Annotated in this window: 2 protein-coding genes and 2 tRNA genes; all 4 read right to left on the reverse strand. The window is 44.9% G+C overall.

Features of this window, described 5'->3' with window-relative positions; genetic code table 11:
* Nucleotides 1-140: 140 nt before the first annotated feature.
* Nucleotides 141-419, reverse strand: coding sequence for a GNAT family N-acetyltransferase (locus G470_RS0111680; protein ID WP_028274945.1), 279 nt, complete (start codon nucleotides 417-419; stop codon nucleotides 141-143).
* A 118-nt stretch (nucleotides 420-537) separates the two neighbouring features.
* Nucleotides 538-1,116: a uracil-DNA glycosylase family protein gene (locus tag G470_RS0111685; protein ID WP_028274946.1), complete on the reverse strand. Its 579-nt coding sequence runs from the start codon at nucleotides 1,114-1,116 to the stop codon at nucleotides 538-540.
* Between the two features lie 72 nt (nucleotides 1,117-1,188).
* Nucleotides 1,189-1,261 (reverse strand) — tRNA-Thr (locus tag G470_RS0111690).
* Nucleotides 1,262-1,275: 14 nt separating this feature from the next.
* A tRNA-Asn gene (locus tag G470_RS0111695) sits at nucleotides 1,276-1,348 on the reverse strand.
* Nucleotides 1,349-1,367: the final 19 nt, after the last annotated feature.

Genomic DNA, 1,367 nt, shown 5'->3' on the forward strand with positions numbered 1-1,367 from the left:
CGGACACCCTTGACTTTCGCTAACAGTTCCTACTGCCAAGTCTGTAGTGGACTTTCACCACCAAGTTGTCGCCCATGCCGGGCGCACTAAAAAAATCGACCGCCTTCACATTATTGAAGGCGGTCATTGATTTGTGAACGTTATTTTACTTGAAGGTGGCCATACTTATCTGTTTTCCGATCAAACAGTTTGACGACATAGGGGCATGATGGTTGGATTTTTTTCCCCTCTTTTTCCACCTCTTCAACTACCCTGTCAACCAACTTTTCAGCGATTCCTTGCCCACGCAGACTTGGATCTACAAATGTATGGTTGATATCGATGACGTCTTCCCTAACAGGACGGTAAGTGACCTCTGCAATCATCCGGCCGTTCTCGTCGTTTTTAAAGAAACGATTGCCTTCTTTTTCAAATTCCACTGTCATCATCCTTTCCATATCTTTTCCCTATTGTAACATGAATCCCTAAAATAAATCATTTGAGGGACCAGGATGAGTCTTGAGCATAGAAAAGATAAAGGTCGGCCATTTCACTGTCTCACAAATTGTGGTGAACAATCTCTTTCAACACCGGAACGACTTCTTGTTCAAACCACGGATTCCGTTTCAGCCAGCCGTGGTTCAAGGGAGACGGATGCACCAAAGGCATATACTTAGGCAAATATTCCTCAAAATTCCGTACGGTTTCTGTCAGGTTCTTTTCACGCTTATTGCCCAAGTAATATTTTTGGGCATAACTTCCTATTAAGATGATTGTTTCAATGTTGGGCATTTCTTGTAGTAATAATGGATGCCACTTTTCGGCAAAACCTTTTCGAGGCGGGAGATCCCCCGACTTTGCTTTACCTGGATAGTAAAAATCCATCGGCAGATGGGCAATCACATCTGTAGTATAAAAAGTTTCTCTAGTAACGCCCATCCATTCGCGCAGTCGATCGCCGCTGAGATCATTCCAAAACAATTGGGTTTCTTCTGCCTTGCGGCCTGGTGCTTGTCCGACGATAGCAATACGCGCGTCTTTTGAAGCTTTAAACAGAGGGGGAACGCCGCGTTGCGTGAATGGCTGATTCATTGTATCAGTCATAATCCCCTGTTTTATTTCTTCAAATGTACTCATTGGTAGACTTTCTCCTCTCATCGATTTTCATAATACAAAAAAAACGAGATCCACATGATCTCGTTTACCGGAAGCCACTTGCCGGAATCGAACCGGCGACCTCTTCCTTACCATGGAAGCGCTCTACCGACTGAGCTAAAGCGGCATTCAATTTTAAAACTCCGCAAGCAGGACTCGAACCTGCGACATCGTGATTAACAGTCACGCGCTCTACCGACTGAGCTATTGCGGAATCATATCTGCGCGGCAGC

Origin of the sequence: Atopococcus tabaci DSM 17538, assembly GCF_000429585.1 — a bacterium.
Classification (GTDB): Bacteria; Bacillota; Bacilli; order Lactobacillales; family Carnobacteriaceae_A; genus Atopococcus; species Atopococcus tabaci.